Origin of the sequence: Sorangium sp. So ce281 (genome assembly GCF_051527395.1) — a bacterium.
GTDB classification, from domain to species: domain Bacteria; phylum Myxococcota_A; class Polyangia; order Polyangiales; family Polyangiaceae; genus Sorangium; species Sorangium cellulosum_B.
Window position 1 is genome coordinate 4,914,483 of sequence record NZ_CP150322.1, and the last position, 24,508, is coordinate 4,938,990.

Consider the following 24,508-nt stretch of genomic DNA (forward strand, 5'->3'; position numbering starts at 1 on the left):
CGCGATCGCGGCGGGAGCCCGCCCGGGCTCGCCGCGCGATCCGCTGGACCTTCCCTAGAAAAGAAGCGCTGACGACGTCGTGAGCGTGACGCCGGCGGCCTGCACCTCGGTGAGCGCGGCGGCGACCCCGGCCTCGGTGATGCCGGCGACGGCGTCGGTCAGGAGCACCGTGCGGTAGCCGCGCTGGGCGAGGCCGAGAGCGGCGGCGCGGACGCAATAGTCGGTCGCCACGCCGTAGACGACGAGCTCCGGCGCGTCGCCGAGCGCCGCGGCGAGCTCGCGCAGGAACGCCTCGGCGAGCGGGTTCGCGAAGAGGCTGTAGACCTCCTTCTCGAAGTAGACGGCGTGGCTCCTGCGCGCCGCGAGCTCGCGCACCGCCGCGTCGATCGGCGCGCGCTCCACGTTCGGGAGGAAGCGAAAGCGCGGCGGCAGCGTCCCCTCGACCTTCAGCCAGCCCGGCGTCCCCTTCACGCAGTGGTCGGGGAAGCCCGGCTTGACGCCCTCGGGGGCCGGCGTGTCGTTCGACGCGAACTCCCACGCGTCCCACGCGTGCGAGTCGACCGAGCCGACGATGGGGATCCCGTGCGCGACGGCGTGCTCGGTGAGCCTCCGAAACAGCGCGTTCGGCGAGCCCTGCACGTACAGCGCGCCGGTCTCCTCACAGAAGTCCCGCTGGACGTCGACGTCGACGAACACCCTCGGGGGCGAAGATTGTGGGGGCCATTTACCGCTCGCCATGTCGTCGTCTCCTGTCGTGGGGGGCGCGCGGCCTCTCGCGGCCGCGCACGCCAGGGGTCTCGCTCGCTACCGCTGTCCTGCGCCGGAGACGACGCGGGCGCGCACCGCCTCCACGAGCGCGCCGAGCCGCGGCGACACGTCGGCCGCGAAGTGCGCGCCCTGCTCGGGCCCGTCGTCGATGGAGAGGAGCGCGTCCGGGAGCCCGGCGAGCTGCGCGCGCGCGCGCAGCCGGACGGCGTCGAGCCCCTCGGGCGGCGCGACCCGGGCGCCGCGCGCCATCACGGGCGCGAGCAGCGGCTCGGCGTCGGGGCTCATCGGCTCGTCCTCGAGCGCGATCACGTCGCGGGCGAGCTTCCCCGATCGATCGTGGAAGCGGTGCACCTGGTGCGCGCCGGGCAGGGTCGCCTTCCCTTCCGAGAACTTCGCGATGGGCGTGCGCTCTCCGCCCGCGCCGCGCTCGACGTCGCCGATCTCCACGAGCTTGTAGACGCCGCCCAGCGCCGGGGCGTCGATCGACGTCACGAGGTCCGTCCCCACGCCGTAGAGGTCGATGGGCGCCCCGGCGCGACGGAGCTCGGCGATGCGGTGCTCGTTCAGATCGCCCGAGGCGACGATCTTCGCCGACGTGCAGCCTGCGTCGTCGAGGATCCTCCGCACGGCCACGCTGAGCGCGGCGAGGTCGCCGGAGTCGAGCCGGACCCCCTTCAGCTTGTCGCGCGCGATCGCCGCCGCGCGCGCCGCGCCGACGAGCGTGTCGTAGGTGTCGACGAGCAGGATCGCCGCGCTCGGGAAGACGGCGACGTAGGCCTCGAACGCGGCCTGCTCCGTCGGGTGGGCCATGGTCCACATGTGCGCGGCCGTCCCGAGCACCGGGACGCCGAAGCGCATCCCGGCCTCGACGTTGGAGGTGCCGACACAGCCGACCGCGTACGCGGCCCGCGCAGCGTCGATCGCCGCCTCCGGGTGTGCCCTGCGGCTGCCGAACTCGATGACCCCCGCGTCGCCGGCGGCCAGGACGACGCGCGCGGCCTTCGACGCGATCGCGGTGGCGTGGTTGATGGCGGACAGGGCGAACGTCTCGATGAGCTGCGCCTCGATGAGCGGCGCCGTGACGCGCAGGACCGGCTCGTTCGCGAAGAACGCGGTCCCCTCGGGGATGGCCCAGACGTCGCCGTGGAAGCGGAAGTCCCGCAGGTAGCCGCAGAACGCCGGCGTCATCGCGTCCGCGAGGGCGGGCAGCGCGCTCAGGTAGGCGATCTGCTCCTCGGTGAAGCGGAGCTCCTCGAGGTAGCGCACGACCCGCTCGAGGCCCATCGCGACAAGGAAGCGCCGGTGCCGGGGCAGCCGCCGCACGAAGAGCTCGCACGTCGCGACGCGCGAGGCCATGCCGCGGTGGAAATAGCCCGCCGCCATGGTCAGCTGGTAGAGATCGGTGTGCAGCGCGTCCACAGATCATGGCTAGAGACGCTGGACGTACGGGTCAACCGGAAGATCGTGCGGCGTGAGGCGGTGCGCCGGCCATCCTCACGATCGCTCCCCGGTCCGCCGCGGGCCGCGCCCCCGCGACGGCCGCGGCTGGACTAAGCTCCGCGGCCATGGCGGCGAAGATCCTGGATGGCAAGGCGATCGCGCAGAAGGTCCGCGACGAGGTGCGGGAGGGGGTGGCGCGCTTCGTGGCCGCCCACGGTCGGCCCCCCGGCCTCGAGGTGGTGCTCGTCGGTGAGGACCCGGCCAGCGTGACGCACACGCGGAGCAAGGAGCGGATGTCGAACGAGGTCGGCATTCGAGGACGGCTCCGCGCGCTCCCGGCCGCGACGACCGAGGCCGAGCTGCTCGCGTGCGTCGCCGAGCTCGACGCGGACGACGCCGTCGACGGGATCCTCGTCCAGCTGCCGCTGCCGCCGCACGTCCGCGCGCACGCCGTGCTCGACGCCATCGATCCCGCGAAGGACGTCGACGGCCTCCACCCGGTGAACGCAGGGCTGCTCGCGATGGGCCGCCCGGGCGGCATCGCGCCGTGCACGCCGGTCGGCTGCATGCGCCTGCTCGCCGAGGCGGGCGTCGAGCTCGCCGGCGCCCGCGCGGTGGTGGTGGGGCGGAGCAACCTCGTCGGCAGGCCGATGGCGCAGCTGCTGCTCGCGCGGCACGCGACGGTCGCGATCGCCCACACGCGCACGCGCGATCTGAAGGCGCTCTGCCGCGAGGCCGACGTGCTCGTGGCGGCGGCGGGCAAGGCGAAGCTCATCGGCGGCGACTGGATCAAGGAAGGGGCCACGGTGATCGACGTCGGCATGAACCGCGACGACGCGGGCAAGCTGGTGGGCGACGTCGATTTCGACGCCGTCAGGGAGCGGGCCGCCTGGATCACGCCGGTGCCCGGCGGCGTCGGCCCCATGACGATCGCCTCGCTGCTCGAGACGACGCTGCGCGCCGCGGAGGCGCGCGTCGCGAAGCGGTGACGATGGCCGTGACGAGGGGGCTCGCTCCCGCGCCGCAGCCCGACGCCGACGCGGAGGCCGCCTCCGCCGCCGAGCGCGCCGCGGCGTTCGTCGCGCGCGAGACGGCCGTCGCCTGCCCGCCGTTCGTCCCCGAGGTCAAGCTCCACCTGGCGACCGAGGTCACGCCGCTCTGGCGCGCGACCGAGGCGGCGCTCACGCGCGCGGGCGTGCCGCCGCCGTACTGGGCGTTCGCGTGGGCGGGCGGGCAGGCGCTCGCGCGCTACCTCCTCGATCATCCCGCGACGGTCTCGGGCAAGCGCGTCCTCGACCTCGCCTCCGGCGGCGGCGTCGTCGCGATCGCCGCGGTGCTCGCCGGCGCCGCGCGCGTGAGCGCTGCCGACATCGATCCGTTCGCCGCGGCGGCGCTCCGGCTGAACGCGGCCCTGAACGGCGTCACCGTCGACGTGATCACCGAGGACCTCACGGCGAGCGCCGCGGCGGCCGCGTGGGACGTCATCGTGGCGGGCGACGTCTGCTACGAGCGCGCGATGGTCGACCGCGTCCTCCCGTGGCTGCGCCAAGAGGCCGCGCGCGCCACCGCGGTGATCGTCGGCGATCCCGGGCGCGCCTATTGCCCCTCGGAGGCGGTCGAGGAGCTCGCGCGGTACCAGGTCCCCACGTCGCTCGACCTCGAAGGCCGCGAGCAGCGCGAGACGCGGGTGCTGCGGCTGCTGGCGCACCCTTCGGGCCGCGAGGAGGGGCAGCCCGGCCGGTAGGCGGCGTCCGGCGGCGCGGCGCCCCACGGGCCGAGGCGCCGCCTACTCCGCGCCGAGGCGTCCTCCGTTCAGCCGGCGCACGTGCCCCCCGGTCGCCGCCGCGAAGGCCGCGTCGTTGGTCGTGAGGAGCGTCGCCTTCCCCTCCGCGCGGCGCTGCTCGATGAGCTCCAGCACCGTGCGCGCCCCCTCGGCGTCCAGCCCGTTGGTCGGCTCGTCGATCACGAGCAGCCAAGGATCGCCCACCAGCGCCGCGAGAAGGAGCGCGCGCTTGCGCTGACCGAACGACAGCCCGGAGAGCCGCTGTCGGTAGAAGGCGGCCGCGCCGAGCCGCTCGATCCACGCGCGCCACGCGCCGTCGAGCGGCGGCGCCTGCTTGAGCGCGCGCACGAGGGCGCAGAGCTCCGCGACCTGGAGATCGGGCAGCGCCTCGGTCGCGTCGGGCGCGTAGCCGAGCCGGCGCCGCGCCGAGGCCGCGGCGCCGTGGACGGCCTCCCCCGAGAGCGTCACGGCGCCGCGATCGGGCTCCAGCAACCCGACGACGACCCGCAGCAAGGTCGATTTGCCGGCGCCGTTCTCGCCCATCACGACCGCCACCTCCGAAGGTCCGCAGCGGAGGTCGACGCCCGAGAGCACGTCCCTGCCCGAGAGCCGCTTGTGGATCCCCGTCGCCTCCAGCGTCACAGCGCCCTCCCCTCTCCCGCCGCCGCGCCGCGCCCGCGACGCGGCGAGAGCCAGCGCGCCCCGGCGGGCCCCGCGAGCAGCGCGGCCGCCGGAGCGAAGGCCGCGAGCGCGAGATCGCCCAGCGTCCATGCGGCCGCGGTCGACGCCGCGATCGCCGCGACCACCGAGAGCAGCACCCGGCTGCTGTCGCGGCCGTCCTGCCGCACGGACCACCGGACGCAGCCGAGCGCGATCGCGGCGAGGAGCAGCCCCGCGAGCCCCGCACCACCGACCAGGCGCAACGTCACCGAGGGGGCCGCGCCGGTGAGCGCGCCGACCACCGCGCCGTGCGCGAGCGCGAGCGCGACGAGCGGCGCGGCCACCGCCGCGGCGACGGCGCCCGCGCGGAGCCCGGCCGCCGTGCCGCACGCGTCGAGGAGCCACGCGAGCCGCCGCTCCTCGCGCAGGACCGGACCAGAGAGGCCAGCGCCCGCGCAGAGCGCGACCGGCGCGAGCGCGACGAGCGACGCCGCGGCGAGCGGCCCACCGCCGAACCGCCCGCTGTTCCGGGCCCAGGCCGCCGCAGCGAGCGCGCCGATCGCCGCGAGCGCGAGGCCCCGCACGAGCACCGCGCGGTGACCGCGGACGAGCGCCGCCAGGTAGGCGAGCGCGAGCGCGGCGAGCGCGGGCGCCGCCCATGGGATCATCGAGCGCTCGCGGCCGGCGGGGATCTCCGGCGCGCGGGCGACAGCCGCGCGCAGCCCGACGGCCAGCGCGGCCGCGGCGCACGCGAGCAGGACGGACGCCGGGGCCCCGAGCGCGATGGCGCCCGCGAGCAGCGCGAGGGCCGAGAGCTCGCGCGCGCCGCGCGGGCGGGCGAGGAGCATGCAGCGCGCCGCGAGCGCCGCGGCGCCGGCGGCGCAGCCGGCGAGCGCGCCGGCGCCGACCGCCCAGAGCGCCACCCACGGGAGCTCCGCGACGGCGAGGAGCAGCGCGTGAGCCGAGAGCAGCTCGCGGCGCGGGACCGGCAGCGCGCGGAGAAAGAACGTCGCCGGAGCGCGGAGCAGCGCGCGCGCCGCCGGCGTCCCGACGAGCAACCACGCCCCCCACAGCGCGACCCGGAACAGGGGCGACTCACCCGCGATGCCCGTGAGCTGCGAGGGGTGCATCCCGTTGCCGCCGAACACGACCGCTGCGACGAGGCCCATGCCCATGTACAGCGGCATGGCGCGCGCGAAGGCGTCCTTCCCGGCCGTCGAGACCAGGACGCGCACGACGAGGGCGAAGCGGCGCAGCACGTCACGAGCTTGTACCCCACGGCGGGCCGGATGCTCCCCGCAGAAGCGCATGGCCAGCGCGGCGGTAGCGCGGCGGTCGTCCCCGCCCGCGTGGCCGGTGTCGCGGAGCGCGCCGGAAGCAGTAGACTCGACCGGGTGAGCCGCTCCCCTGGGCGCCGTGGCCCCAACGCATCGCAGCTCTCGCTGTTCGATCCAGCGCCTGAGCCCGCCGCTGCCGAGGCGGCACGCGAGCGCGACGCGATGGCGGCGGTCTACGGCGACGCCGCCCGCCTCGCGGCGCGGCTGCCGCCGGGGCTCCACCTCGGCACGAGCTCGTGGAGCTTCCCCGGCTGGCAGGGCCTCGTCTACGCCGCGCGGCAGAGCACGGAGGAGCTCGCGCGCGATGGCCTCGCCGAGTACGCCCGGCACCCGCTGCTCACGACGGTGGGAATCGATCGCAGCTTCTACGCCCCCGTCCCTGACAGCGACTTCCGCCGTTACGGAGCGCAGCTGCCGGACGGCTTCCGCTGCGTATCGAAGGCGCTGCACGCCGTCGTGTCCCAGACGCTGGAGCGATCGCAGACCCCGCCGGACGAGGACGAGCGGCGCAGCGCGGGCCCCGCTCGCCTCGAGCCGAACCCGGATTTCCTCTCTGTGCCGCTCTTCCTCTCGCGCGTCGCCGCGCCGCTGCTCACGGTGTTCCGGGCGCACTCCGGGCCGGTGCTGCTCGAGCTGCCCCCGGTCGGCCCGCCCCACCGGCTCCCGCCGCGCGCGTTCTTCGAGCGGCTCGACGCATTCCTCGGCGCGCTGCCGCGCGAGCTCTCCTGCGCGGTCGAGCTCAGGGAGCGCGCGTATTTCACCGGCGAGTACCGGGAGATCCTTGGCGCGCGCGGCGTCGCCCACGCCTACAGCTACTGGCGCAACATGCCGTCTCCCGGGGCCCAGGCCGAGGTGGTGCCCGTCTCGAACGCCCCGTTCGCGGTCGTCCGGCTCTCGCTCAAGCCCGATCGCCGCTACGAGGCGGAGAAGCGCCGGTTCCACCCGTTCAACCGGGTGGTCGAGCCGGATCCCGAGATGCGCGCGGAGGTCGCGCGGATCCTCTGCGAGGCCGCGGCGCTGCGCATCGAGAGCTTCACGCTCGTGAACAACAAGGCCGAGGGCTCGGCGCCGCTGACCGTGCGCGCCATCGCCGAAGAGGTCGCCGCGGCGTGGCGCGCGCCCGCGTCGCCCACGACGACCGCCGGCGGGTGAGCCCGACCAGAGCAGGACGGAGCGGTCGGGCGCGACGCGCGCGCCGGCGCCGCGGAGAGGACAGGCTGGAAAGGGTCGCCGCGCGGGCGGCCTCGGGGCCAGCGCGGCGCGTCCCTCCAGGCCATCGCGCGCGAAAAGGACTCTCCTCATCGTACCATCCGTGCAACACCTCGTGCGCCATGGCCCGAGCGCCGGCGCGCCGGCCGCGGCAGAGGACGCGCACAGCGCTTGGAGGTGCCCAGTGAAACGCAGTGAAGCTCCGGCCCGCGCCGATGTGGTCATCGTCGGCGCCGGCCACAACGGTCTCGTCGCCGCCGTCCTCCTCGCCCGCCGTGGGCTCGACGTGGTGGTGCTCGAGGAGAAGGACGCGGTCGGCGGCGCGGTGAAGACCGAGCACCCCTTCCGGAAGGCGCCGGGCCTCGGCGTCTCGAGCGGCGCCTACCTGCTCGGGCTCGCCCCGCCCGAGCTGCTCCGCGAGGTCGGCGTCGCCCTCCCCCTCCGGCGGCGCGATCCGCACTATTTCCTCCCGACCACGGACCGGCGCTACCTGCTCTTCGGCTCGGACCAGGCCGCGATGAAGCGGCAGTTCCTGGAGTTCTTCTCCCAGGAGGACTGGGACGCGAACAGCGCGCTCCAGGCCGAGCTCGCCGCGCTCCGGGACGACATCGCGCCGACGTGGCTCGCGGAGCCGCTCTCCATCGAGGAGACGGCGGAGCGTTACGTGCGGCCCGCCCTCCGGCAGACGTTCGTGGCGCTCTGCCGGGGCACGATCTCCGACTACCTCGCGCGGTTCGGCTGGAAGAGCGACCTCCTCCAGGCGATGTACGCCGTGACCGACGCCTTCTCGGGGCTCGCGGGCGGCTTCGAGTCGCCCGGCACCGGCATGAACTTCCTCATCCACAACATGTGCCGCCTCCCCGGCGCCGACGGGACCTGGATGATCGTCGAGGGCGGGATGGGCACGATCTCCCGCCTCTTCACCGAGAAGGCGACGGCCGAGGGCGCGACGATCGTCACCGGCGCCCGCGTCGCGCGGATCGAGGCGTCCGGGGGCGCCGTCTCCGGCGTGCTCCTCGAGGACGGCACGCGCATCGCCGCGAAGGTGGTCGTCTCGAACGCCGATCCGTACCGCACCCGCGCGCTCGCCGGCGAGGCGGCGATCGGGGCCTCGCTCTCGGCGCGGCTCGACGCGCTCGCGAAGGACGGCTCGACGCTCAAGGTCAACATGGCGCTGACCGGCCTGCCCACGTTCACGTGCCTCCCGGAGGACCGCGGGCAGTTCGGGCCGACGATCCACCTCCTGCCCGACGAGGACGTCGTGATGGACACGCTGCGGCAGGCCCACCGCGACGCGATGAGCGGGCGCCTCCCGGAGTTCCCCGCGATCGAGTGGTACTTCCACACGCCGATCGATCCGAGCCTGCGCGACGCGGAGGGCCACCACAACGCGGCGCTCTTCGTGCAGTGGGTGCCCTACGCGCTCGCAGGCGGCGAGACGTGGGACCAGGCCGCGCCGCGCTACGTGAAGCACCTCCTCTCGATCTGCGATCGCTTCGCGCCTGGGATGAGCGACCTCGTGCTGGAGACGTTCACGCTGGCGCCGCCGGACATCGAGCGGCACTTCGGGATCACGAGGGGGCACATCCACCACATCGACAACAGCTTCGGCTTCGCCGATCGCGTGCCCTACCGGTTCGGGCTCGCCGGGCTGTACTCGTGCAGCGCGGGCACGCACCCGGCCGGGTCGGTCATCGGCGCGGCGGGGCACAACGCCGCGAAGGCCGCGCTCGCCGACCTCGGCAAGTGAGACGTGCGCCGGCGGTCAGGCCGCCACGCCGGCGCCGTCACGCCGCCGCGCGCGCGACCGTCCCCTTCGCCGTCACCACCGCGCGCTCGAGCGGGGCGCCGGCGCCGAGGACCACCTGCGCGCCCGGCCAGACCACACACCCGCGCGCCGCGCCCGCCCCCTCGACCCGCGCCCCCGCCCCGACGACGCTGCCCGCCACGTCCACGCCTTCGGCGACGGACGCCCCCGGGCCGACGTAGCTCCGCAAGCCGCGCTGCGAGAGCCAGCGCGCGCTCGCCGCCAGGTACGCGGCCACCGTTCCGATGTCGTGCCACACGGCGGGCGCAGCGAACGTCGCGAGCGAGCGCCCCTCGCGCAGCCACGGCAGGTACACGTCCCCCACCATGCACCCGCGCGGCGGCAGCCTTCGCCGGAGCGCCCCGCCGACCACGTGCACGCCCACGAAATCGCCGCCCGCGACCTCGTCGCCGAAGCGCTCGCCGCGGAGCCGCACCACCTCGCCCCGCGCGCCGACGCCGACCGTCCCCTCCCCGGCCGGCCGCGGCGCGACAGCGAGCGTCGCGCCCGCGCCGTGACGACCGTGCGCCGCCGAGAGCGCCGCCACGTCGAGATCGATCAGGATGTCGCCGTTCCAGAGGACCACGTCGCCCTCGCCGAGCGCGCCCGCCGCGTTCGCGAGGCCCCCGGCGGTGCCGAGGGGCTCCGGCTCGTGCAGGACGTCGACGGGCACCGGGAACGCCGCGAGCAGATCGCGCGAGAATCGCTCCGCGAGGTGGGACTTGTTCACCGCGACGCGAACGACCCCGCCCGCTGCGAGCCGCTCGGCGATGTGCGCGATGAGCGGCCGATCGCCGAGCCACAGGAGCGGCTTCGGCATCTCGTCCGTGAGCGGGCGGAGCCGGGTCCCGAGCCCCGCCGCGAGGATCATGGCAGAGGCCATGGCCGCGAGGATCGCCCCTTCACGGGGAACGTTCAAGAAATCGAGGTCGCGACGGCGCGACCGCGCAACGGCGCCAGCGGAGCGGGCGGCCATCGGCCCGATCCCTCGTTCAGCTCACTCCCCCCGCTCGGGCAGCCCTCGCGCCGCGCGCTCGAGCAGCTCGTGCCCCGTCGCGTCCCCCTCCTCGATGTGCGCGACGCCGATGCGGAGGGTCATCCGGAAGGGCGTCGTGGCCGCCCGCCGGAAGCGGTGCTGGCGCACCTTCTCGCCGAGCACCTTCGCGAACGCGGACGCCCGCGTCCGGCCGATCCCGGGGCAGACGATCGCGAGGGTGTCGCGGCGGTAGCGCCCGAGCAGCCCGCCTTCCGGCACGTAGATCCTGACGATGCGCGCGAGATCGCCGAGGATGCGATCGACCCCGGCTCGGCCCTGCGTCTCCTCGACGCCCTGGAGCCCCTCCACGCTGAGAAGCAGCAGCGAGAGCCTCGTCGTCCGCTGCTCCTTGGCGCGCTGCACCTCCTTCTTCAGGAAGGCCCGGAGCCGCTCCTCGTGGACGACCGCGGCGAGGTCTTCGTCGCGCTGGCGTGACTCCCCGGCCTTGGGCCCTGGCTCCGGAGGCTTCGGCCCGGGGTCCGACGGCGAGCTGGCGCGCCGGTCGTCGGCGGCGCGCCGGTCGTCGGCGTCGACCCCGCGGCGGGACGACGGCGGCGGGTTCGTGGGCCGCTCGGGCGGGGGCGGCGTCGACGGGGCGGGCGCGCCGAGCGCCTCCGCCATCAACGTGACGGCCGCCGTCGCGCGCTCGAAGCGGTCCTTCGGGTCGATCGCGGTCGCCTGCTGGAACCACGCGTCGAAGGCGGGCGGCAGCCGGATGCTGCTGCGGCGCCGCGCGGCGCGGGCGCTCGGAGGCTCGGGCAACCCCGCCACCATCCGCTGGAGGAGCGCGTAGACCGACGGCAGGACGTTGGCCTCGGTCAGCCAGTACGGGCTGCCCACGAGCAGCGCGAAGGCGACATGCGCGAGCGCATGGATGTCGGTCTTCGGCCCGACGGCGACGTCGCCGCGGATCTGCTCGGGCGCCATGTAGAGGGGCGTCCCGACCATCGCCGTGCGGTCCGCCATGCTGCGGTGCGCCACGACCTTCGCCAGCCCAAAATCAAGGACCTTCACGCAAGGGGAGCCGTCGTCCCGCCTCGTCAGAAAGAGGTTCGCCGGCTTGAGGTCCCGGTGGACGATGGCGGCCGCGTGCATCTTGTCGAGCGCGCGCGCGACCTGGCCCAGGTAGAGCACCACCTCGACCGGCGGCAGCGGGCCGCGGCGCGCCGACAGGCTCGCGAGCTCCTCGCCCTGGAGCAGGTCCATGATGAGGAACGGCATCCCCGAGTCGGCGTCGATGCCGGCATCGGAGATGTGAACGATGTGGTCGCTCTCGATCCCGCCCGTGATCTTGGCTTCCTGGGCGAACCGGGCGCGCTGGGCCGGGTCCTGGATGGAGCCGGGGAGCATCACCTTGAGCGCTCGGCGGCGGTCCGTGACCACGTCCACGACCTCGTACACCGCCCCCATCCCGCCCGTCTTGATCGGGCGCACGACGCGGTACCGCCCATGGAAAGGCGTGTCGGGTCGGAGCTGCGCGAGGCTCGGCGGATCCATAGGGTGATCGCGGCCCTGGGAGCATAGATCGGACCGGGCCTTGTCCGGTCGCCGTTCGCGCCCCCCGAGGTGGGGTGAGCAGCTGGTGTGCCGGAAAACTCGACGCCTCCGGCGGCCGCGTGGTAGCTCCGCCGGGTGGGTTCGTCTGCGCTCGCCGTCCTCTCCGCCGCGAGGCGGAGCTCCGCGCCCTGGGCCGCGGCCGCGTTGCTCGGCCTCGGCGCCGTGACCCTCATCACAGCGCCGAGCTGCGGCAACGACGCTGTGGGCGTCGACGCCTGCCGGCGGATCGAGCAGGCCCGGTGCGAGGCGGCCGCCGTGTGCCCGGAGTGGATCGGCTCCGGGGACGTCGAAGAGCGGGTGAACACCTGCGTCGAGTTCTACTGGGACCAGTGCCTGCACGGCTTCGAGACCGGCGTCGGCGGCGGCCAGACCGTGGCAGAGCCGACGACCTTCCAGGTCGATGCCTGCGTTGCCGCCGTCGGCGAGGCGCGCGCCTGCGCCAGCGCCAAGGTCGCGTCCATGGCGGAGTGCTCTGCGGCGCCGCTCGCCACGGGCGTGGACGGCGCGATCACCCCCTGCAAGGTGATCACCGCGCAGGCGGAGGCGCTCGAGGCCTGCGCGTTCGTCGCCGCCCCGAACGGCGGCGGCGCCGGCAGCGACACCTCTGGCAGCGCGGGCAGCGGCGGCGCCGGCAACGCGGGCAGCGGCGGCTCCGGCGGCGGCAGCGATGTCTCCGGCAGCGGCGGCTCCGGCGGCGGCAGCGATGTCTCCGGCAGCGGCGGCTCCGGCGGCAGCGGCGGCTCCGGCGGCGGCAGCGATGTCTCCGGCGGCGGCTCCGGCGGCGGCAGCGATGTCTCCGGCGGCGGCTCCGGCGGCTCCGGCGGGCCCTAATTCAGCTGCGGGGAAGCTCCCTCGGACTGACTGATCGCCGACCTCGCACCAACCTGCTAGGTTCAGGGAGGACTTCGACGATGGCTACGCCGGCAACAGTCCACGTTGATGTGGAGCTCCCTTCCGATCTCGCACAGCTCCGCCTCCCGGCGGGGGTCGATCGGAGGCTGCAGGCGCTCCTGGACAAGCAGGATCGCGGGGAGAAGCTATCGGCGGATGAGGCCGTCGAAGCCGAGGGGCTCGTAGAGCTCGCCGAGCTGCTCAGCTTGCTGCGCCTCCGCGCATCGCGGAAGGAGCCTGCGCTGACGCGATGAGCGGCGACGGCGTGCCCGCGGCGCTTCAGCGTCGCGTCCGCAAGCGTGCTGCCGATCGATGCGAGTATTGCCGGCTCTCCCAGGTCAGCCAGGAGGCCACGTTCCATGTCGATCACATCCAGCCACGGCACGCAGGTGGCCTGACCGCCCTGGAGAACCTGGCGCTCGCGTGTGTGTCGTGCTCCCTGCGCAAGGGAGCGCGGACCCATGGAGAGGACCCGACCACGGGCGACCACGCGAGCCTCTTCCACCCTCGCTGGGGTCGCTGGGAAGACCACTTCGACGTCACGGACCAGCTGTTGATCGCCGGGAAAACACCGACAGGCCGCGCCACGGTCGCGCTGCTCCGGATGAATCGGCCTCTCGTCATCGAGATTCGACGTGAAGAGGCGTTGCGGGGCCGATTCCCGTAGAGGGCGCCCGCAGTTTCCGCGAGCTCATCACCGCCTCGCGGGCTCGAGCGGCGCATCCGGCAGCTCGCCCGTCAGCGCCGTCGCCGGCGCCTCCTCCCGCGGGCCTCGCTCGACCGCGCGCCGCGCCTGGCGCCGCGCCCGCGCAGCCGGGCCGCGTTTCATGTGGCGCCGTTCCCCGGCTTGGACTAGTGCCCCCTGCCAATGGGCCGAGCTCGAGCTGGTTTCGGAACCTTGTTCGCTGCGGATCGCGGGCGCGGGCGCTCCCCGCGATCCCGGTCCGGCCGGTGCGCCCTGGCGCTCGCCGTGCTCGCGCTCGCGGCCTGCGCCGACGGGTCCAACAACGACGACGACCTGCGACTCGGGACGTCGGTGACCATCGACCCGCTCGCCTTCCTGGGGGGCGACGTCCAGTGCGCGAAGGGGGGCATGGGCAGCTACGTCGCCACGCTCACCGACGAGAGCGCGGAGGGCGGGCCGTCCACCCTGGCCTCGTCGCCGCCGATCTCCTGTGCGTGGAGCGTGTCGTTCACGTCCGTCGTCGAGGGGCACGAGTACACGGCCAGGATCGATGGCTACAAGGAGCTCGCCGAGACGCTCACGCCCGAGGGCGGCGAGACCTCCGGGAGCCCCGTCATGCTGCACGCCGGCGGTGGACCGGCCGATCCGAGCTGGACATGGGAGTGCCCCGGCCCCGACGCCCCGGGCGGCGCCGGCTCGATCGCGGCGGAGAAGGACGTAGAAATCGTCGTCCGGACCTGCGCCCCGCCCCCCCGCGTCGGGCCCTGACCCTTCCGGCGCCCGCGTCGCGCCGCCTCACGCTCCCGCCGCGCTGTCCATCGCCCCCGCCCAGGACGCTCCCGCGCTCCCGCCGCGCTGTCCGGCACCCCTGATGCGCCCTCGCGGCGTCCGCCGAGGAGCCGGCGGCAGGCCGCGATCCGCGCCCGCGCGCGCGGGCTAGGAACGCCCTCTGAGGCCGGCAAACCCTTTGCGCCGGCCTGCCCCTTGGAGTACCTGAACGCATCCGTCGCATCCCCTGAACAGCGTGGGTCATAGGGCGGGCGGCGAAGGCCGGGCTCCACCTCGTCGCTCGTCGATCGAGGCCAGGGCCGCTTCTGCTGCTCCGCTCGACGCTCGAGCCGCGCTGGGATGGGCCTCTACGACGGGGGCCGAGCGCGCGCCGCGCCCGCCCCCCGCGCCTCGGGTGCAGGTCCCCCATGGAAGAGACGTCGAACATCCAGCAGAAGGTTCCGGTCAGCATCCAGGACGAGCTCCGGACGAGCTACCTCGACTACGCGATGAGCGTGATCATCGGCCGCGCGATCCCGGACGTGCGCGACGGCCTGAAGCCGGTGCACCGCCGGATCCTCTACTCGATGAACGAGCAGAAGATCGGCCCCACCGGCTCGCACAAGAAGTGCGCGCGCGTCGTCGGAGACGTCCTCGGCAAGTACCACCCGCACGGCGATCTCGCGGTCTACGACGCGCTCGTCCGGATGGGGCAGACCTTCAGCCTGCGCTACCCGCTCATCGACGGGCAGGGCAACTACGGATCGGTCGACGGCGACTCGCCCGCGGCCATGCGGTACACGGAGTCGCGCCTGTCGCGGATGGCCGTCGAGCTGCTCGCCGATCTCGACAAGGACACGGTCGACTTCGTCCCGAACTACGACGACTCGGAGCTCGAGCCGAGCGTCCTTCCGGCGAAGTTCCCGCAGCTCCTGGTGAACGGCTCCGGCGGCATCGCCGTCGGCATGGCGACGAACATCCCGCCGCACAACCTCGGCGAGATCATCGACGCGACGATCGCCATCATCCGCAACCCCGACATCACCCTGGAGGAGCTGCTCCTCCTCGTCCCGGGCCCCGATTTCCCGACCGGCGGCCTCATCTACGGCAAGAGCGGGATCGTGCAGGCGTACACGACCGGCCGCGGCTCGATCACGATGCGCGGGCGCCACCAGGTCGAGAAGACGATGAAGGGCGACCGCGAGCAGATCGTCTTCACCGAGATCCCCTACCAGGTGAACAAGGCCCGGCTGGTCGCGAAGATCGCCGAGTGCATGAAGGAGAAGCGCATCGAGGGGATCAGCGAGGTGCGCGACGAGAGCGACCGCGAGGGGATGCGGATCGTCATCGAGCTGAAGAAGGACATCTTCCCGCAGGTGGTCGTCAACCAGCTCTACCGGCTGACGGACCTCCAGGCGACGTTCGGCGTCATCAACCTGTCGATCGCGAACGGCCGCCCCGCGGTGCTGAGCCTGAAGGACACGCTCTCGCACTTCATCGAGCACCGGCGCGAGGTCGTGACGCGGCGCTGCCGGTTCGAGCTCCGGCAGGCCGAGGCGCAGCGCGAGCTCATCGAGGGGCTCGGGATGGCGACGAGCGACATCGATCGCATCGTCGCGACGATCCGGGCCTCGAGCGATCCGGACGAAGCGCGGGAGAACCTGCAGAAGCTGCCGCTCCGGGGGCTCGGCGAGTTCCTCCGGCGCGCCGGCCGGCCGGAGCCCGAGTGCGCCGAGGCCGACACGCGCGGCGACTACTTCCTCTCGGAGCGGCAGGCCAAGGCGATCCTCGAGATGCGGCTGTCGCGCCTGACCGGCCTCGAGCGGGAGAAGCTCGCGAAGGAGTACGGCGAGCTGTCGCAGACCATCGAGCGGCTCCGGGCGATCCTGGCCGACATGGGGCTGCTCATGAACGTGATCGTGATGGAGCTCGAGGAGATCAAGGAGCGCTTCGGCGACAAGCGGCGCACCGAGATCGTGCCGGCCGAGGCCGAGATCCAGATGGAGGACCTGATCCAGGAAGAGGACATGGTCGTGACCATCTCGCACGCCGGCTACCTGAAGCGGACGCCGACCTCGACGTACCGGGCGCAGCGCCGCGGCGGCAAGGGGATGGTGGGGATGGAGGCGCGCGAGGAGGACTGGGTGAGCCAGCTCTTCGTGGCGTCGACGCACTCGTACGTCTTCTTCTTCAGCGACAAGGGCAAGGTCTTCGTCAAGAAGGTCTACGAGATCCCGCAGGCGCCCCGGAACGCGAAGGGCCGGGCGATCGTGAACTTCGTCGGGATGGAGCCGGGGGAGAAGGTCGCGGCGATCACGCCGGTGCCGAGCTTCGACGGCGAGACGTTCGTGGTGACGCTGACCCGCCGCGGGCAGATCAAGAAGACGGCGCTCAACGAGTACGAGAACTACCGGGACAAGGGGATCATCGGCGTACGGATCGAGGAGGGCGATCAGCTCTTCACGGCGGCGCTCACCGACGGCAAGCGCGAGCTCGTGATCGCGACGCGGAGCGGGATGAGCATCCGCTTCCCCGAGGACCAGGTGCGCCCGACGGGCCGCGCGACGATGGGCGTGAAGGGCATCGAGCTCGACGAGGGCGACGTGGTCGTGGGCCTCGGCGTCAGCGGCGACGGGCGCGACCGGGTGCTCGCGGTGTGCGAGCGCGGGTACGGCAAGCAGACGCCGCTCGAGGAGTTCCGGCTCCAGAGCCGCGGCGGCAAGGGCGTCATCCTCATCGACGCGAGCGAGCGGAACGGGCCGGTCGTGGGCGTCGCCATGGTGAGCCCGAGCGACGAGGTGCTGATCGTGACCGATCGCGGGCAGATGATCCGCACCAAGACGAGCGAGATCCGCGAGACGGGGCGCAACGCGCAGGGCGTGCGGATCATGCACGTCGGCCAGGACGAGCGGGTCGTCGCCGTCGAGGCCTTCGCGGCCGACGCGGCCGAGGCCGAGGAGGGCGGGTCGACGCCGCCGGCTGCGGGCGTGGACGGGACCAACGGGGTCGCGGATCACGCGGGCGGGAACGGGAGCAGCGAGGTCAACTAGACGTCGACCGGGCGCGGAGCTCGATGGCCGACGAGCGCCGCCAGCTCGGTCACGTGCTCGTCGTGGGCGCCCATCGCCGCGAGCGCGTCGGCGAGCTGCAGGACATACTCGACGTTCGAGCCGCTCGGGCCGTGCGACGCGAGCACCTGAGCGGCCATCTCGGGGAGCGGCGCAGCGCCCAGGTAGTCGGGGTTATCCGGCGTGGCCAGGTACACGATGGCCGACCGGGCCGTGATCTCCGCGCGCACCGCCGCCCCGTCCTCGAGGTGGAGCGGCACGTCGTGGCGCGCATAGCCGCCCTTCTCGCGGTGGTCCAGCGCGCGGAGCACCTCGTCGAGCTCGGCCCCGGCAACGCGATAGGCCATCCCCCAGCAGCGCGCGCCAGGGGCCGGGATGAGCGTGACCACCCGCCCAGGCGCCCCAGGGACGCCACGATGATCGGTGGACCCCTGCCAGAAGCGGCGGGCCCACCCCGTGATGTACCCGGGCACCATCTGCTCGAAGCGAAAGGCAGGCCGCCAGATCAACGAGCCGTAACCGAAGATCCACGCCTCGCGGTGCACAGGGCGATTGTACCAAGCCGCGCCGGCCGCCAGCCGCCGCAGCTCACCCCTCGAGCAGCTCGAACCGGATCCCCGCCGCCTGAAGCCGCTCGATGAGCCGCTCCCCCATCGCGACGGCCGGCGTGATGACCCCGGCGCGCGCCGGCAGCCGCTCGCGGTCGAACGCCATGCAGAGCGCCGACTCTGCCACCATCTTGGCCGTCTCCGAGTAACCGGGATCGCCGCCGCTCACCCGCGTCACCACCTTGCGCGACGCGCTCTTCCCCTGGAAGGTCACCTGGAACCAGCTGCGCGCCCGCTCCTCCGCGCTCGGCCCCTCCCCCGGACTCCGCACCTTGCGGAGCAGCTCCCGCGTCGGTCCCACCTTGGCCAGCGCCGTGACCGCGCCGAAGCCGGCGATCCCCATCACGAGCTGCAGCCCGGATTTGACCTGCACGTTGTGGCTGTACTGGAAGTCGGGGCCGTAGGCGTCGAGCTCCCGCGCGCTCCGCAGCACGACGAGCGGATCGATGCTGGGCATCGGGCAGAGCCACGCGCGCAGCCCCTTCTCGTAGCGGACGCGCGTCTTGAGCCCGCGCACCCTGCGCGCACCCTGCGCGTCCTCGCCGCGCGCGGCGCCCTTCCTGGGGCCGGGGTGCGCCATGATCTCGAGCAGCGACTGCCAGGTGCCGCCGGAGAAGCTGGCGTGCGCGCGCACGATGCCCTCCACCACGATCGGCTCGCCCGCCGGGAGCTTCGTCACCGTGAAGAGCACCCCGAGGTCGTGCGGGATGCTGTCGAAGCCGCAGCAGTTGACGATCCGCACGCCCCGCGCGCGGGCAGCCTCGTGGTGGCGCTCGATGAGGCGGTCGACGAACCCGGGCTCGCCGGTGAGATCCGCGTAGTCGGTGCCCGCGCGGATGCACGCCTCGACGAGCGGCTCGCCGAGCGCCGTGTAAGGACCGACCGTCGTGATGACGACGCGCGCCTGTCGAGCCATGCGCTCGAGCGCCGCCGCGTCGTCCGACGTCGCCTCGATGACGCCCAGCGAGGAGCACGCCGGATCGATCGCCTCCATCGCCGCCTTCACCTCGGCGAGGCGCCCCGCGTTCCGGCCTGCGATCGCCCAGCGGATGGGCCGCTCTTCTGCGCCGCGGGCCGAGGCGTCCTTGCCCTTGGTGGCGAGATACTCGGCGACGAGGCGACCGGTGAAGCCGGTCGCTCCGAAGACGATCACGTCGTACGCGCGGTCGCTGGTCATGGGGGCAGCCTTGATACCACGACCGCGGGCGGGAACGTCATCGCCGGCACCACGAGAGCGACGGCGGCACCCAGCCGCCGAACGAGCGCTCCAGGTGCTCCGCCACGGCGATCGTCACATGATCGTTGCCGTGGATCGCCGCCACCTGGACGCCGAGCGGCAGCCCCTCGCCGTTGAGGCCCAGCGGCACCTGCGTCGCCGGCATCTCCATGACGTTGAGCACCGCGGTGTATGTCCACTGGAACGGCGGCAGGAGCGGCGCGTAGTGCCGCGGCGCAGGGCTCGGATAGGACGGGTAGAGCATCACGCCCTGCTCGCCGATGCGCGACACGAGCTCGGCGCGCAGCGCCTTGCCGAGCTCCAGGGCGCGCTCGACGCGCGCCGGCAGCAGCCCGCCGACGTCCTCCAGCAACGCGAGCCCCAGCGCGGGCAGCGTGTGCGGCGAGCGGCGGACCGACCAGCGGGCGAGCTCGCGCGGCAGGCTGACCGGGCGGCCATCACCGAGCAACGCCCGGAACGTGACGCCCCCGGACGTGCCCACCATCGCCGTCCAGATGTCGAGCGCCCGCGCGAGGAGGTCGACCTTCGCCTCGATCACCGTCGCCCCGCAGGCGGCGAGCGCCTCCGCCGCCCTCCGCTGCGCGGCCACGAGATCGGCGCTCACCCGGCGCACCCCGTCGTGCTCGACGGAGAGCACCGTCAGCGTGCCGAGCTCGACCGAGGCCGGATCGCCGAGCGGCAGCGGCGCACAGGCCGGATCGCGCGCGTCCGGGCCGGCGAGGATGCGGAGCACCGGCATGAGATCCTCGGCGCGCCGCGCGATCGGCCCCGTCGTCATGAAGCGGAGCCCCCGCTCGCCCGGCAGCGGGAACTGGCCCGAGGTCGGCACGAGCCCGCCGGTCGGTTTGTGGCCGAAGACGCCGTTGAAGAACGCGGGCATGCGGATGGATCCGCCGATGTCCGAGCCGAGCCCGAGCGGCGCGCCGCCCGCGCCGATCACCGCGGCCTCCCCGCCCGAGCTGCCGCCCGCGGTGCGCGCCGGGTCGTAGGGGTTGTTCGTCCGGCCGTAGAGCCGGTTGTTCGTCTCCATCCACATGCAGAGCTCCGACACGTTGGTGACGCCGAGCGGGATGAAGCCGGCCGCGCGGAGGCGCGTGACCGTCACGGCGTCCTCCTCCGCGCGCACGCCGGCGCGGGCGACGAGCCCCGCGGAGTTCGGCATGCCCGCGACGGCGAAGCTCTCCTTGATGGAGCACGGGACGCCGAGGAACGGCGGCGCGCCCGCGGCCCCGCCCTGCTCGAGGAGGGCGTCGGCCGCGCGCGCCTCGGCGCGGGCGGCCTCGAACCGGTACGCCACCATCGCGTTGAGCGTCGGGTTCACGCGCTCGATGTGCCGGATATGGGCCTCCACGACCGCGGCCGACGTCACGGCGCGTTCGCGGATCAGCGCGGCGAGCCGGGTCGCGGAGAGCAGGAGCAGCGGATCTCGTGACAGCATGCGTGCGACCGAGGATCAGGCTCGGGACGACGACCCAGGTCAAGGGTCCGCCACCCCGGATCCGTCGATCGCCCCCCCCGCCCCATCCCGGGCGCGGGACGCGCGCGGCCCTCGCCGGGCGTCCTCCTACTCCTCCGCGGCCTGCCCCGCGCCCGCCGCCTGCCCCGCGCCCGCCGCCTGCCCCGCGCCCGCGCGCTGCACCGGCGCGGCGGCGACCGCGCGCGCCCGCGCTGGCTGCGGGAAGGCCCACCGCACCGCCCCGGTGACCAGCCAGTCGACCGCCCCCCGGTCGTCGACCTGGACGCCGGGATCGACGTACACCTGCACCCGCTCGCTGAGCTCTGCGCCGACCTCCAGCACGCTCGTCGACACGACGCGGTGCGCGCCGCGATGGTCGATCGTGAACGCCTGGTCCGGGCTCACCCAGAACCCATGCGGCAGCTCGATGATCGCGAATTCCCTGATCGTCGACTTCTGGATGGCGTTCCGCCCCGGGTCGCCGCCGAACGACACCGCGTGCTGCAGCTGGGCCCCGAGCCGCGCGGGCCGCGCCACGCGGACGTACGCCTGGACGAGGGGCGCCACCTGGTTCTTTCCCGCGCCGAGCGCGCGCCTCGTCGCCGAGTCGAGGAGGAGATCCGTGCCCAGGACCAGCGCGAACCGCGGCGTGCCCACCACGCGGACGAGCGGCCGGATCAGGATGTCGCCGAGCCCCACGTCGCGCTGGCCCTCGATGTCGCCCGCGTACGCGAGCGGCAGGTCTGCGCGCAGCGAGAACGTCCTGGTGAAGGCGTAGTCCCCCCGGAGCACCGCTGCGTTGAAGAAGCCGTTCTTGCCGCTCGAGTAATCGTTCCGGAGCTCGAGGAACGTGCTGAAGTTGGCGGCCGCCCTCGGTTGCGTCCGGGGCGCTGCAGCGGCGGGCCGCTCCGGCGCGGCAGGCGGCCGCGCAGGCGGTGCGGGTGGAAGCGACGGCCGCGCTGGCTGTGCACCGGCGAGCGCCGTGGGATCGCCTGGCTGCGCAGGATCGGCGCGGGCCGCGGCGGCGTCGCTCAGCGCGAGGAGCCCGACCGTGCCGAGAGAGGCCACGCGGCGGCACTGCAGACCCCAGGGCGAGGCCGTTCGATCGGCAGGGCGCGCCTGCGCGACGCGATGCGCTTGCATGCCGGGTTCATGGGTGTGTCGCGCGATCTGGCGGCAGTCAGTTCAAGACAGCAGTCTGCACTTCGGGGGTGCACGAGCCGACGTCCGGTGTTTGCGCACCTCTCCCCCCGGCACTCCGGCATCCTGGCCGCGCCTTCGCTTGCGCGCGCTCCACGCGACGCGCTCGGCGCGCCTCGCTCGACTCGCCCGGCGTCGCGCTCGAGCGACGCATCCGTGCACATCGAGCGCAGTGCATCGCCGTTCGAGCCACCGCAGACCGAGCTCCCGGACAGCACCGGTTCGTGCTGAACATCACGCGGTTCACGTGCGCGCGCTCGAACAAAAAACCGCACGAAATGCCGCAGAAACAAGCGATCTGTAAAGAAACAACTTGACGCGACGCAGCAGCTCTGTAGGGTAGAACCATCTACGCCATGCAGAAGCCGATGTGCACCGCCAGCGCCCACGCCTCCGGCGATGGGACCCTCGCTGAGAAGGTTGTGCACCACGCTTCGTTGGCGTCCTCGACGGCGCGTTCGTTCGTCGTCGTCGAAGGCGGCGTGTCCGTCGGGCTCCTAGCGGGCCTAGCCATTCCTGCGCTCATCAGCCTAGTTGACGTCGTCGGGCTGATTCGCGTCGGGAACGGTTGCGGGCCGCCGCTCTGAGCTGAAACAGCATGGAGATTGGCCCCCGCACCGAGATGGTCCGGGGGCTTTCGTTTTTTTCGGCCTGAGGGTTCACGGAGAGCAGCCGTCGTCGAAGGAGGATCAGGTGAGCAAGGAACATTCGAGGAAAAATCGGGAGGACGCCTCGACCGAGGCCGTCGGCCAGCGCATCGCGGAGCTCGCCGAGCTCGTCGCCGCGGGATGTGGGGTGCCCGTCGCGTCGAGCGCCGTGCGAGAGGAGTTCGAGGCGCTCGTCGACGAGATCCGCGCCCGAGCCAGCGGGAGCGCCGTCCGCGCGCCCCAGCGCTCCTCGACGCGCCTCGTGGGCGCGCGCCCGCACGGCGACGCCGCGGAGGCATCGTTCGAGTTCCATGCCGACCCGCCCTCCGCGCGCTCCAGCGTGGACCAGCGCGCTGATCTGCGCGCCAAGCCGGCGGGCGCGCCGGGCAGCTCGCGCGTCGTGTCGCTCGACGACGCGCGCAGGGTGCTCGACGCGATCCGCCGCGAGGAGAGCAGCGGCGGCGGCCCTCGGGAGGATCTGCAGCGCGCGATCGCCTAGTTTGCTGAGCCTCTGAGAAACGGCGGAACCCCGCGGCCAAGGCGCCCCCACGGGCCCCACCTTCACCCGCGTGACTCGATGGAGTCGGGAATTATGAAACGAACCGGTGCACAGATTATCTGGGAAGTCCTCGTCCGCGAAGGCGTGGACGTGGTCTTTGGTTATCCGGGCGGCGCGATCATGCCCGCCTACGACACGATCCTCGGTTACCCGATCCGCCATGTGCTCGTCCGGCACGAGCAGGGCGCGGCGCACATGGCGGACGGGTACGCCCGCGCCTCGGGCAAGGTCGGCGTGTGCGTCGCCACCTCGGGGCCGGGCGCGACGAACCTCGTCACCGGGATCGCGACGGCGATGCTCGACTCCTCGCCGATCGTCTGTATCACCGGGCAGGTGTCCTCCAAGCTGCTCGGGACCGACGCGTTCCAGGAGACGGACATCACGGGCGTCACCCTGCCCATCACCAAGCACAACTACCTCGTGACCGACGTGGAGGACATCGCCCCCGCCCTCCGCGAGGCGTTCTACATCGCGCGCTCGGGCCGCCCGGGCCCCGTGCTCGTGGACATCACCAAGGACGCCCAGCAGGCGTCGATCGATTTCGAGCCGCCGAAGGGCGAGGTCCGCTTGCCCGGCTACCGCCCCTCGCAGCACGCCGTCCAGACGGACATCGAGAAGGCGATCGACCTCATCGACGAGGCCGAGCGGCCGCTCATCCTGGCCGGTCAGGGCATCGTCAGGGCCGAGGCGACGCGCGAGCTCCTCGCCTTCGTGGAGAAGACGGGGATCCCCGTCGCCTCCACGCTGCTCGGCCTCGGCGGCTTCCCGGCGAAGCACCCCCTCAGCCTCGGCATGATGGGGATGCACGGCGAGGCGTGGGTGAACAACGCCATCCAGGAGGCCGACCTCCTCATCGCGCTCGGGATGCGCTTCGACGACCGCGTGACCGGCAACCTCAAGACCTACGCCGTCAAGGCGAAGAAGATCCACGTCGAGATCGACCGGTCCGAGATCAACAAGAATGTCAAGGTCGATGTCGGCCTCATCGGCGACGTCCGGGACACGCTGCTGTCGCTCATCCCCGGGTGCAAGCAGCGCGACCGCGGCCCGTGGGTCGACCGCATCACCCTGCTGAAGGGCGACTCGGCGGTCCGTGACATTCAACAATTGCCGTACAACGAAAAATTGTACGCCGCGCACGTGTTGCACGACCTCTGGCGGCTCACCGACGGCAAGGCGCTTGTGGTAACCGACGTCGGCCAGCACCAGATGTGGGAAGCGCAGTACTACAAGCACGATTACCCGCGGAAGCTCATCACCTCCGGCGGGCTCGGGACGATGGGCTTCTCCCTGCCGGCGGCGATCGGCGCGCGCTTCGCGAAGCCGGAGGACGAGATCTGGGTGGTCGTGGGCGACGGCGGCTTCCAGATGACCGCGTGCGAGCTCTCGACCTGCGCGCAGGAGGGGCTCAAGGTCCACGTGGCCGTCATCAACAACGGCTACCTCGGCATGGTGCGGCAGTGGCAGGAGTTCTTCTACAACCGGCGCTACTCGGCGACCCCGATGCGCAGCCCGGATTTCGTGAAGCTCGCCGAGGCCCACGGGCTGACCGGCATCCGCGTCACGAAGCGCGAGGAGATCGCCGGGGCCGTGGAGCGCGCCCGCGCCACGCCGGGCACCGTGGTCGTCGACTTCCGCGTGGAGCAGGAGGATAGCGTCTATCCGATGGTCCCCGCCGGCGCCGACCTGAACGACATGATCCGGCGCCCGAGCCCCATCGTGGAGACCGGGGAGGACCCGTGAACGCGCCAGCAGACCCACGCGCCCCGGGCGCGCGCTCCAGCGTGAGCGT

General features: G+C 73.3%; 23 protein-coding genes. 12 read left to right on the top strand and 11 right to left on the bottom strand.

The features are described from left to right. Positions 1–54: 54 nt before the first annotated feature. Positions 55–738, bottom strand: coding sequence for a cysteine hydrolase family protein (locus WMF27_RS18545; RefSeq protein ID WP_437767550.1), 684 nt, complete (start codon positions 736–738; stop codon positions 55–57). Positions 739–804: 66 nt separating this feature from the next. Continuing rightward, the gene (locus WMF27_RS18550) at positions 805–2,187 is read right to left on the bottom strand and encodes a nicotinate phosphoribosyltransferase (RefSeq protein WP_437767549.1); all 1,383 of its coding nucleotides are present in this window, start codon (positions 2,185–2,187) and stop codon (positions 805–807) included. A gap of 146 nt (positions 2,188–2,333) precedes the next feature. Here WMF27_RS18550 and folD point away from each other — a divergent pair, with 146 nt between their 5' ends. Together folD and WMF27_RS18560 are read left to right on the top strand one after the other, a co-directional pair. Next, entirely contained in the window at positions 2,334–3,197 is an 864-nt protein-coding gene (gene folD / locus WMF27_RS18555) for a bifunctional methylenetetrahydrofolate dehydrogenase/methenyltetrahydrofolate cyclohydrolase FolD (protein ID WP_437767548.1), read from the top strand. 2 nt (positions 3,198–3,199) lie between these two features. Then, positions 3,200–3,952, top strand: a complete 753-nt coding sequence (locus WMF27_RS18560) for a class I SAM-dependent methyltransferase (protein ID WP_437767547.1) — start codon at positions 3,200–3,202, stop codon at positions 3,950–3,952. Between the two features lie 42 nt (positions 3,953–3,994). Here WMF27_RS18560 and WMF27_RS18565 read toward each other — a convergent pair whose 3' ends face one another. Both WMF27_RS18565 and WMF27_RS18570 read right to left on the bottom strand, forming a co-directional pair. Continuing rightward, positions 3,995–4,633 carry an ATP-binding cassette domain-containing protein gene (locus WMF27_RS18565; RefSeq protein WP_437767546.1) on the bottom strand — a complete coding sequence of 213 codons (639 nt, stop codon included), beginning with the start codon at positions 4,631–4,633 and terminating at the stop codon, positions 3,995–3,997. Next, positions 4,630–5,910: a hypothetical protein gene (locus tag WMF27_RS18570; RefSeq protein ID WP_437767545.1), complete on the bottom strand. Its 1,281-nt coding sequence runs from the start codon at positions 5,908–5,910 to the stop codon at positions 4,630–4,632. Before WMF27_RS18570 ends, WMF27_RS18565 begins: the two co-directional genes overlap by 4 nt. A gap of 135 nt (positions 5,911–6,045) precedes the next feature. Here WMF27_RS18570 and WMF27_RS18575 point away from each other — a divergent pair, with 135 nt between their 5' ends. Further along, positions 6,046–7,140, top strand: a complete 1,095-nt coding sequence (locus tag WMF27_RS18575; RefSeq protein WP_437767544.1) for a DUF72 domain-containing protein — start codon at positions 6,046–6,048, stop codon at positions 7,138–7,140. 241 nt (positions 7,141–7,381) lie between these two features. Further along, complete coding sequence (locus WMF27_RS18580; RefSeq protein ID WP_437767543.1) at positions 7,382–8,947, top strand: phytoene desaturase family protein; 1,566 nt, start codon at positions 7,382–7,384, stop codon at positions 8,945–8,947. A gap of 37 nt (positions 8,948–8,984) precedes the next feature. Here the strand turns inward: WMF27_RS18580 and WMF27_RS18585 are convergent, their stop codons facing one another. Next, positions 8,985–9,923 (bottom strand): sugar phosphate nucleotidyltransferase, encoded by a 939-nt coding sequence (locus WMF27_RS18585; RefSeq protein WP_437767542.1) that lies wholly within the window; start codon positions 9,921–9,923, stop codon positions 8,985–8,987. 78 nt (positions 9,924–10,001) lie between these two features. Beyond that, positions 10,002–11,537, bottom strand: a complete 1,536-nt coding sequence (locus WMF27_RS18590) for a protein kinase domain-containing protein (RefSeq protein WP_437767541.1) — start codon at positions 11,535–11,537, stop codon at positions 10,002–10,004. A 135-nt stretch (positions 11,538–11,672) separates the two neighbouring features. Here WMF27_RS18590 and WMF27_RS18595 point away from each other — a divergent pair, with 135 nt between their 5' ends. The 3 genes from WMF27_RS18595 to WMF27_RS18605 all read left to right on the top strand — a co-directional run bounded on the left by WMF27_RS18595 (position 11,673) and on the right by WMF27_RS18605 (position 13,155). Continuing rightward, positions 11,673–12,428, top strand: coding sequence for a hypothetical protein (locus tag WMF27_RS18595; RefSeq protein ID WP_437767540.1), 756 nt, complete (start codon positions 11,673–11,675; stop codon positions 12,426–12,428). 80 nt (positions 12,429–12,508) lie between these two features. Further along, entirely contained in the window at positions 12,509–12,742 is a 234-nt protein-coding gene (locus tag WMF27_RS18600) for a hypothetical protein (RefSeq protein WP_437767539.1), read from the top strand. After that, positions 12,739–13,155 carry an HNH endonuclease gene (locus WMF27_RS18605; RefSeq protein WP_437767538.1) on the top strand — a complete coding sequence of 139 codons (417 nt, stop codon included), beginning with the start codon at positions 12,739–12,741 and terminating at the stop codon, positions 13,153–13,155. Before WMF27_RS18600 ends, WMF27_RS18605 begins: the two co-directional genes overlap by 4 nt. 27 nt (positions 13,156–13,182) lie before the next feature. Here WMF27_RS18605 and WMF27_RS18610 read toward each other — a convergent pair whose 3' ends face one another. Further along, positions 13,183–13,317, bottom strand: coding sequence for a hypothetical protein (locus tag WMF27_RS18610; RefSeq protein WP_437767537.1), 135 nt, complete (start codon positions 13,315–13,317; stop codon positions 13,183–13,185). 69 nt (positions 13,318–13,386) lie between these two features. Between WMF27_RS18610 and WMF27_RS18615 the strand changes: the two genes are divergently transcribed. Further along, positions 13,387–13,941 (top strand): hypothetical protein, encoded by a 555-nt coding sequence (locus WMF27_RS18615; protein ID WP_437767536.1) that lies wholly within the window; start codon positions 13,387–13,389, stop codon positions 13,939–13,941. A gap of 428 nt (positions 13,942–14,369) precedes the next feature. Further along, positions 14,370–16,991, top strand: a complete 2,622-nt coding sequence (gene gyrA / locus WMF27_RS18620) for a DNA gyrase subunit A (protein ID WP_437767535.1) — start codon at positions 14,370–14,372, stop codon at positions 16,989–16,991. On the opposite strand, the gene WMF27_RS18625 is transcribed toward gyrA, so the two are convergent. From WMF27_RS18625 to WMF27_RS18640, 4 genes are all read right to left on the bottom strand, one after another. Next, positions 16,988–17,554, bottom strand: a complete 567-nt coding sequence (locus WMF27_RS18625) for a gamma-glutamylcyclotransferase (protein ID WP_437767534.1) — start codon at positions 17,552–17,554, stop codon at positions 16,988–16,990. The two genes, gyrA and WMF27_RS18625, sit on opposite strands and share 4 nt — an antisense overlap. A 43-nt stretch (positions 17,555–17,597) precedes the next feature. After that, entirely contained in the window at positions 17,598–18,794 is a 1,197-nt protein-coding gene (locus WMF27_RS18630) for a saccharopine dehydrogenase family protein (RefSeq protein ID WP_437767533.1), read from the bottom strand. Positions 18,795–18,831: 37 nt separating this feature from the next. Continuing rightward, positions 18,832–20,292, bottom strand: coding sequence for an amidase (locus WMF27_RS18635; protein WP_437767532.1), 1,461 nt, complete (start codon positions 20,290–20,292; stop codon positions 18,832–18,834). Positions 20,293–20,418: 126 nt separating this feature from the next. Then, complete coding sequence (locus WMF27_RS18640) at positions 20,419–21,453, bottom strand: hypothetical protein (protein WP_437767531.1); 1,035 nt, start codon at positions 21,451–21,453, stop codon at positions 20,419–20,421. Positions 21,454–21,866: 413 nt separating this feature from the next. Between WMF27_RS18640 and WMF27_RS18645 the strand changes: the two genes are divergently transcribed. From WMF27_RS18645 to ilvB, 3 genes are all read left to right on the top strand, one after another. Continuing rightward, positions 21,867–22,097, top strand: coding sequence for a hypothetical protein (locus WMF27_RS18645; RefSeq protein WP_437767530.1), 231 nt, complete (start codon positions 21,867–21,869; stop codon positions 22,095–22,097). Between the two features lie 106 nt (positions 22,098–22,203). After that, positions 22,204–22,656, top strand: a complete 453-nt coding sequence (locus WMF27_RS18650) for a hypothetical protein (protein ID WP_437767529.1) — start codon at positions 22,204–22,206, stop codon at positions 22,654–22,656. A gap of 93 nt (positions 22,657–22,749) precedes the next feature. Beyond that, positions 22,750–24,459: a biosynthetic-type acetolactate synthase large subunit gene (ilvB, locus tag WMF27_RS18655; protein ID WP_437767528.1), complete on the top strand. Its 1,710-nt coding sequence runs from the start codon at positions 22,750–22,752 to the stop codon at positions 24,457–24,459. Positions 24,460–24,508 lie beyond the last annotated feature (49 nt).